A 7,347-nucleotide genomic window follows, 5' to 3' on the forward strand; every position below is an offset into this window, starting at 1 on the left:
TTGCTTGGCTTTACCGGTGCTCATTTCGGTCGCGTCTTTCTGTTCGGCCCGTCGGGCTATCAAATCAAGTCATGAAACGGATTGGAGATTACGAAAACTATATGACCAAGATATGACCTGGAAAAGCCGATTTCACTTGAACCATCAACGGCTTGGGGATCAATCCTGCGATGGGCCGCGCTCCAGTATCTCGGCGGCGAGTCGAGGCCCCAAAGGCCGTTTTCCCGCCAGAGACGCTTCGTCCAGCGCTTCCACCAGCGCACGGGCGGCCGCCACCGAGCGCTCCATGCGCGGCAGCAGAAAGGGGATCAGCGTCTCGGGCACATTGAGCTGGCGGTCGTCGAAGAGCTTTGCCAGCACGCCCGCCAGCAGCTCGTCATCGGGGCTTCCCAGTTCGGCATGCGGCGCGGCGCGAAGGCGCGAGGCGAGATCGGGCAAGGTGAACTTTTGCTGCGCCGGGGCGATACGCGAGGTCATCAGCAGAAACCCGCCCTCTTCCCGCGTCAGGTTCACCAGATGAAAAAGCGCGCGCTCGCCCTTTTCCGACAGCGTATCGATCCCCTCCAGCACCAGCGGACCGCTCGCCGTCAGGGCGGCTATGTCGGCATCGGGCAACTCGGCGGGCGCGACATGCCGCGCATCGCTTCTCATACGCCAGACTTCGGCGAGATGCGTTTTGCCGCTTCCGGCGGGTCCCGACAGCACCAGCCACGGTGCCGACCAGTCCGGCCAGGCGTCGATCATCGCGACCGCCGTCTCGTTCGACGCTGCGACCAGAAAATCCTCCCGCCCCAGCGCCGGGCGGTGCGGCAATGCCAGTACAAGTTGCCGGGCCATTCAGCCTTCCGGTGTTTCCTTGGTGGGTGCCACGCCGGGCGGAACGGGCCGTCCCTCCGCATGCTGGACCTTCGCCTCCACATCTCCCGCGCCCGATGAATAGGCGCGTTCGCCGAGATAGAGCGGGCTCGTCTGATAGCGCGCCACGGAATAACGCGCGATGACGCCGATCGCCGCGGCGACGGGCACGGCCAGCAATGCGCCGACGAAGCCGAACAGCGCGCCAAAGGCGAACAAGGCGAACATCACCCAGACGGGATGAAGCTGCACCCTGTCGCCCACCAGCTTGGGCTGGAGGAAATTGCCTTCCACGATCTGCCCCAGCTGATAGATCGCCATGATGATGATGACCTGGGTGTAGTCGGGCCAGAACTGCAGAAGCGCCAGAATGAGCGAGATGACGAAGCCTGTCAGCGATCCCAGATAGGGAATGAAACTGATAATGCCCGATACGATGCCGACAATGAGCCCGAAGCGCAGTCCGGCCGCCGACAGCGCGATGGCGTAATAGGAACCGAGAACGATGCAGACCAGCACCTGTCCGCGCACATAGCCTTCCAGCACCGTGTCGATCTCGCGGGCCAGCGCGCGGATCGTCGGCGCATGGTCGCGCGGCAGAAGCTGGTCGATCCGCTCCACCATCCGGTCCCAGTCGAGCAGCAGATAGAAGGCGACGACGGGCGTCACCACCACCAAGGCGATGACGCCTGCGATCTGAAGACCCTGCGAACCGACCGAGGCGATGATGTTCAACAGCCAGCCGAAGCTGTCTCCCAGAGAACTCTTGATCGCGTCCTGAATGTCCGCGGCGCGCTCGCCGAAGATCGCTTCAAGCCGGGCCGACGTCAGATGCAGCAGGCCCTGCCGCGCTTCCTCGAGCAGCCGGGGCAGAGATTCAGCCAGCGAGACCGCCTGCTGCACGACCGGGGGCAGCACCAGAATGGCCAGCACAACCATGACGATGATGAAAAAGATCGTGATCACCGCGGTCGCCCAGAGCCGCGACAGTCCCCATTCCTCCAGCTTGTCGGCCATCGGATCGAGGAAATAGGCGATCGCCATGCCCGCCACGAAGGGCAGGAGGATGCTTTCGAGCAGCCAGAGCATGAGCACGAAGACGAACGCCACGATGGCCCAGACGATCAATTGCCGCTGAATGCTCATTGCCCTCTCCCCGGCCGGTCCATTTGCAGATCGGCGATGCCCGTCACGGCTGCACTTTCAGAACCCAGTGCCGACCGCTTTCGATTGTCCCCTGCGACGTTGCTCCCGGCGCTGTGCCGGCGCCGGGCGCGGGCATCGCGTCCATCGGCGTGCGGCGCGTCGTCTGCTGTTCCTCAGGCGTCAGAAAACCGCCCTCCTCGGGCACACGGGTTTCGGGTCCCCGGTCGCCCGCCTCGGCAACCGGCGTCATGCTGGCCCCGTCCATCCCTGCATCCGGTCCGGCACTGGCCGCCCCGTCCGAGGAAAGCGCGAGGCCCTGCTGTGCGAGGGAAAGCGCCAGCCGTTCCGGCTCCCCCTTGAAGGAGAGGCGCAGTTCGGCCGCCCCGCCCGTAATGCCCATCACGTCCATGCCGGTGATCAGCGGGGTGCTGCCAAGCCCGTGGCGGATCTTCTGCCACTCGCCCAGATTGTCGAAGCGGGCCGTCGCGTTCAGCTCCCTTACGCGGGTATCGCGGACGATGATCTGGCGTTTCCACTGAATCCCGAGCGAGGTGAGCATGCCCTGCGCGGCCTGCGCGGCGGCGTCTTCCAGCGTATCGCCCTCGAAAGAGCGCTGAATGGTTTCCTGCGGCGCCGGGCCGCCATAATGGGTGGCGGTCACGTCGAGCACGGTCTTGCCGTCGCGCGGGCTGGCCTTGGCCAGCGCCACCACCGTGTCGGACGCGCCATAGCGTTCGGCCAGCGCCGTCAGCGCCTCTGCGTCGCCCGAGACCGCCTTGTCGACGGGGACGAGGTTCATTTCGTCGATATCGCCCAAGGGCACGATAAGCGGCTTCATGGCGCCCGACAGATCGACCTTGTTCCAGGCCTTGCGCCAGGGATTGTCGTCTTCCCAGAGAATACGGGTCCCGTCCTTTTCCAGCACCGGCAGGAGAAGCGCCGGGCGGGCCTGCGTCTCGGCAAAGGGCACGCCGGAGCGACTTAGGATGCCGCGCACGGCACCGCGCTGAAAGCTCACGATCAGATTGGCGATATAGCGGGTGGAACTCGCCTTTTCACTGGCGACCTGAAAACCGGACACGGCGTTCTGGGCCATCTGGTCGTCCACCGGGGGCAGCTTGCTCCAGTCTTCCGGCAGGGTCAGGCGGTGCATGAGCTGTGTCAGCGCATCGCGCTGACCTTGTGCCTGCGCGAGCCCGCGCGCCGTGGCGGCGCTGTCGGCGGTCACGTCCACATGCACATTCTTCACCGTAAACAGGTCGCCCGCGCTGGCCGGAAGAGTGCCGAATACGATCTGCGATGCGAGGAAAAGCCCTGCGATGGGCAGGAGCCGGTAAATCGCCTTCATGAACTGGCCCTTCAATTCTGTTCCGGCAATTCTGTCCGGGGAACGCTCGACTGCGCCCCTGCCTCGATGGCCGGGGCCTCAATTCCGGCGACACTATACCATCGCGCCCGCTCACGCGAAGGCGGCCAGACCAAAAAGCCGCCGCAATCCGCGCTTATCCACGTATTCTCGTTCTTCCGGCCGGCTTCTTTCCGGCTTCCTGGGCCCTTCTGCCGCAGCCCCTTGCGCACGGGCTCAATTTCGGGTGGTTTATGCCCTTCGATTCCCCCTCCCTGAAGACGGCGCGACATGGCCTCCAATCCTGAAAATCCGGACCACAGCAACCGCTACAGCTATGCCAAGGCCGGTGTCGATATCGACGCCGGCAACGAGCTGGTGCATCAGATCAAGCCGCTGGCCGCCTCGACGCGCCGGGCAGGCGCGGATGCGGAGCTTGGCGGCTTCGGCGGCCTGTTCGATCTTGCCGCCTGCGGCTTCAAGGACCCGCTGCTGGTCGCCGCCAATGACGGGGTGGGCACCAAGCTGCGCGTCGCCATCGAGGCGGACGAGCATGAGACGGTCGGCATCGACCTCGTCGCCATGTGCGTGAACGATCTCGTCGTGCAGGGCGCCGAGCCTCTCTTCTTCCTCGACTATTACGCAACCGGCCATCTGGACGTGGATGTGGCGCGCTCGGTCGTCGCCGGTATCGCGGAAGGGTGCCGCCAGGCGCATTGCGCGCTGATCGGCGGCGAGACGGCGGAAATGCCGGGCATGTATTCCAAGGGCGATTACGACCTTGCGGGCTTTGCCGTCGGCGCGGTCGAACGCGACGGCGTGCTGCCGCGCTCCGACCTCAAGCCGGGCGACGTGCTGCTGGGCCTTGCCTCTTCCGGTTTCCACTCCAACGGCTATTCGCTCGTCCGCCGCATCGTGGAAGACGAACGGCTTTCATGGTCCGCCCCCTTCCCCGGCGGCGACGGTGCGAACATCGCGCAGACGCTGCTGACGCCGACGCGGATCTATGTCCGCTCGCTCCTGTCGGCGATCCGCGAAACGCATGCGGTGAAGGCGATGGCGCATATCACCGGCGGCGGCTTTGTCGAAAACATTCCCCGCGTGCTGCCCGACGGGCTCGCCGCCCATATCGACGGCGCGAGTTGGGCCATGCCGCCCGTCTTCCGCTGGCTGATGAAGCTGGGCGGGCTCGATGAGGCCGAGATGGGCCGCACCTTCAATTGCGGCATCGGCATGGTCGTCGTCGCGGATGCGGACAAGGCCGAGGAGGTGGCCAGCTTCCTGCGCGGCGCGGGCGAAACCGTCTATCGCATCGGCAAACTGGCCGAAGCGGAAAGCGACGGCGAGCGAGTCGTCATCGAGGGCGAATTGGGGTCGGCAGGCTGATGCGCATTGCCGTCCTGATTTCGGGCCGCGGTTCCAACCTCAAGGCCCTGATCGATGCCTGCGCGGCGGAGGACTTCCCCGCCGAGATCGGCCTAGTGCTGTCCAACCGGCCGAATGCGTCCGGCCTCCTCCATGCCGAGGAAGCCGGTATCCCCCACAAGGTGATCGACCACAAGGAATTCAAGACGCGCGAGGAGTTCGACGCGGTGCTTCACCGCACGCTGGAAGATGCGGAGATCGAACTCGTCTGCAATGCGGGCTTCATGCGCATCCTGACCGACGATTTCGTCAACCGGTGGCGCGACCGGATGCTCAACATCCACCCCTCGCTCCTGCCCGCCTTCAAGGGCTTGCATGTGCATCAGCGCGCAATCGATGCAGGCGTGCGCCTCTCGGGCGCCACGGTGCATTTCGTCCGTCCCGAGATGGATGAAGGCCCCATCGTCGCACAGGTGGCGGTGCCGGTGCTGCCGGACGACACGGCGGATGTGCTGGCCGAGCGCATCCTTGAGGCCGAGCACAAGCTCTACCCCTTTGCGCTGCGCCTCGTCGCAGAAGGCAAGGCGCGCGTGGCCGATGAGCGTGTCGTCATTTCCGATGGCAGCGCAGAGGCCCCCGCCCCAATCTTCATGCCGCCATTGGACTAGGAAGAGGCCGCCGTGAGAAGAGCTGTCTTTCCCCTTCTCGCGATTCTCGCCTTCGGTGCCGCAATTTTCCTTTATGCAAACTGGCCGGCCGGCAATCCGCTTCCGCCCGCGACGCGCGCCGACCGCATACTCATCGACAAGAGTGAGCACAGCCTGTCGCTCTTTTCCGGGGGCAGATCTCTCCGTGTTTATCGAATATCACTCGGCACCGGCGGGATTGCTCCCAAGACCCGGGAGGGCGACCGCCTGACGCCGGATGGACGATACAAGATCGCCTCGCGCAACCCTGACAGCGCCTACCACCTTTCCCTCCGGATCAGCTATCCGGACGCATCGGATGTCGCACGGGCCAATGCCGCAGGCATATCGCCGGGCAGCGACATCATGATCCACGGTCTGCGCAACGGCCTCGGCTGGTTCGGACGCCTTCATCGCTTGGTGGACTGGACGGCCGGATGCATCGCCGTCACCAATCCGGAGATCGAGGAAATCTGGCGCGTCGTGCCCGATGGCACACCGGTTGAAATCCGTCAGTGAAGAAAACCTCAGAGCGGCTGGCGAGTGAACGGCACTTTCAGCTGTCCGAGGAAGTTTTCCGGCATGGGCTGCTCGATCCCGATATCGCGGGGCGGGCGGCGCGGCGAATTGTAGAAACTGCCGAAAATCTGGTCGTACAGCACCAGGTTCTCGCCATAGTTCCGGTTGCCCTCGTTCAAATCCTTGGAATGATGCCAGCGATGCAGTGAAGGCGTGTTGAAGACATAGTTCAGCACGCCGCAGCGCATCTCGATATTGCAGTGGGTAAGAAGCCCGATAAATGCCGTCACGGCGCTCACCAGCAGCAGCACGGGTTCGGGCGCGCCGAGCAGCAGCAGGATCGGGATGCCCACCGCGAGGCCGGTCAGCGTATCCACGAGGTGAAAGCGTCCGGTATTGAAGAACCAGAGCCGCGTCACGCTGTGATGCACGGCATGGAAGCGCCAGAGCCACGGCCATTCATGCGCCAGACGGTGCTTCCAGTAGAGCGGGAATTCGATGATGACGAGCCCGAGGGCGAGCTGGATGGCGAGCGGCCATTCGGCGGGCCAGATGCCGTCTCCCCGGGGCGCCATCCATCCGGCAATCCCCATAAAGACAATGACGGTGATCAACACCTGCGCCACGCCCTTGTTCAGCACGGTATGGAGGAGGTCCGGCAGCATCTGGCCGTCATTTTCGAGCCAGGCGCGCTCATGCGGCATGGCCCGCTCGAGAACGGCAATGGTGAGCGCCAGCCCCAGATAGGTCACATTGAAGGCGACCACCCCATGCCCGGTGGACATGGCGGCCCAGACAATGGCCAGCGGCACAGCGAAAAGCAGCGGCCAGAGAACGACAGACAATACGCGTCTCAAGATTTCGTCTCGCTTCGTCGGCAAAAATATGTCGGTCGAGAAAGACTAGCACGCGATTCCCGGTCGCGAGGCCCGCCGGGCCATTGCGTCGCAAAGTGTTGCCGAAAAAGCAAAAGGCCCCGCCCTCTTCTGCATTTCAGGGGCAGGGCCTTCCGAAGTCGTGCCGCAGGCTGAAATCAGCCGACGATCTCTTCGTCCTTGAAGAAATATTTGATCTCCTCAGCAGCCGTTTCCGGCGCATCGGAACCATGCACGGAGTTCGCTTCGATGCTCTCGGCGAAATCCTTGCGGATGGTGCCTTCCGCGGCGTCGGCCGGGTTGGTGGCGCCCATCACTTCGCGGTTCTTGGTCACGGCGTCTTCGCCTTCCAGCACCTGCACCACGACCGGGCCGGAGATCATGAAGGCCACGAGATCGTTGAAGAAGGGGCGTTCCTTATGGACCGCATAGAAGCCTTCGGCCTGCTCCTTCGTCATGTGGATGCGCTTGGAGGCGACCACGCGAAGGCCCGCGCTTTCCAGGCGGTCGATGATCTTGCCGGTGATGTTGCGCCGGGTCGCGTCCGGCTTGATGA

The 7,347-nt window shown here is 64.1% G+C and carries 8 protein-coding genes; 3 read left to right on the top strand and 5 right to left on the bottom strand.

Translation table 11 applies throughout. From position 1 onward, the window contains the following. Positions 1-159: 159 nt before the first annotated feature. Genes CMI59_RS14350 through CMI59_RS14360 form a run of 3 tightly spaced genes read right to left on the bottom strand, consistent with a single transcriptional unit; the run spans position 160 to position 3,349 of the window. Positions 160-837: a DnaA/Hda family protein gene (locus CMI59_RS14350; protein WP_293328925.1), complete on the bottom strand. Its 678-nt coding sequence runs from the start codon at positions 835-837 to the stop codon at positions 160-162. Then, positions 838-2,001: an AI-2E family transporter gene (locus tag CMI59_RS14355; protein ID WP_293328926.1), complete on the bottom strand. Its 1,164-nt coding sequence runs from the start codon at positions 1,999-2,001 to the stop codon at positions 838-840. It lies immediately after the preceding gene. Between the two features lie 43 nt (positions 2,002-2,044). After that, positions 2,045-3,349 (bottom strand): DUF2066 domain-containing protein, encoded by a 1,305-nt coding sequence (locus CMI59_RS14360; RefSeq protein WP_293328927.1) that lies wholly within the window; start codon positions 3,347-3,349, stop codon positions 2,045-2,047. Between the two features lie 288 nt (positions 3,350-3,637). Here CMI59_RS14360 and purM point away from each other — a divergent pair, with 288 nt between their 5' ends. The 3 genes from purM to CMI59_RS14375 are packed head-to-tail and all read left to right on the top strand — an operon-like array spanning position 3,638 to position 5,916. Next, on the top strand, positions 3,638-4,732 hold the full coding sequence (gene purM / locus CMI59_RS14365) for a phosphoribosylformylglycinamidine cyclo-ligase (RefSeq protein ID WP_293328928.1): 1,095 nt from the start codon (positions 3,638-3,640) through the stop codon (positions 4,730-4,732). Continuing rightward, positions 4,732-5,379: a phosphoribosylglycinamide formyltransferase gene (gene purN, locus CMI59_RS14370; RefSeq protein WP_293328929.1), complete on the top strand. Its 648-nt coding sequence runs from the start codon at positions 4,732-4,734 to the stop codon at positions 5,377-5,379. The genes purM and purN overlap by 1 nt, the downstream gene beginning before the upstream one ends. Before the next feature lie 12 nt (positions 5,380-5,391). After that, on the top strand, positions 5,392-5,916 hold the full coding sequence (locus tag CMI59_RS14375; RefSeq protein ID WP_293328930.1) for a L,D-transpeptidase family protein: 525 nt from the start codon (positions 5,392-5,394) through the stop codon (positions 5,914-5,916). An 8-nt stretch (positions 5,917-5,924) separates the two neighbouring features. Here CMI59_RS14375 and CMI59_RS14380 read toward each other — a convergent pair whose 3' ends face one another. Together CMI59_RS14380 and ndk are read right to left on the bottom strand one after the other, a co-directional pair. Continuing rightward, positions 5,925-6,773, bottom strand: a complete 849-nt coding sequence (locus CMI59_RS14380) for a sterol desaturase family protein (RefSeq protein WP_293328931.1) — start codon at positions 6,771-6,773, stop codon at positions 5,925-5,927. Positions 6,774-6,949: 176 nt separating this feature from the next. Next, positions 6,950-7,345, bottom strand: a complete 396-nt coding sequence (gene ndk, locus CMI59_RS14385; RefSeq protein ID WP_293328932.1) for a nucleoside-diphosphate kinase — start codon at positions 7,343-7,345, stop codon at positions 6,950-6,952. Positions 7,346-7,347: the final 2 nt, after the last annotated feature.

The organism is Parvibaculum sp., assembly GCF_002684405.1.
Lineage (GTDB): Bacteria > Pseudomonadota > Alphaproteobacteria > Parvibaculales > Parvibaculaceae > Parvibaculum.

What these genes read in the sequence shown, in the direction of transcription:
- CMI59_RS14360 (WP_293328927.1), bottom strand. Translation starts at nt 3,349, where the DNA reads ATGAAGGCGATTTACCGGCTCCTGCCCATCGCAGGGCTTTTCCTCGCA.
- purN (WP_293328929.1), top strand. Translation starts at nt 4,732, where the DNA reads ATGCGCATTGCCGTCCTGATTTCGGGCCGCGGTTCCAACCTCAAGGCC.
- purM (WP_293328928.1), top strand. Translation starts at nt 3,638, where the DNA reads ATGGCCTCCAATCCTGAAAATCCGGACCACAGCAACCGCTACAGCTAT.
- CMI59_RS14355 (WP_293328926.1), bottom strand. Translation starts at nt 2,001, where the DNA reads ATGAGCATTCAGCGGCAATTGATCGTCTGGGCCATCGTGGCGTTCGTC.
- CMI59_RS14350 (WP_293328925.1), bottom strand. Translation starts at nt 837, where the DNA reads ATGGCCCGGCAACTTGTACTGGCATTGCCGCACCGCCCGGCGCTGGGG.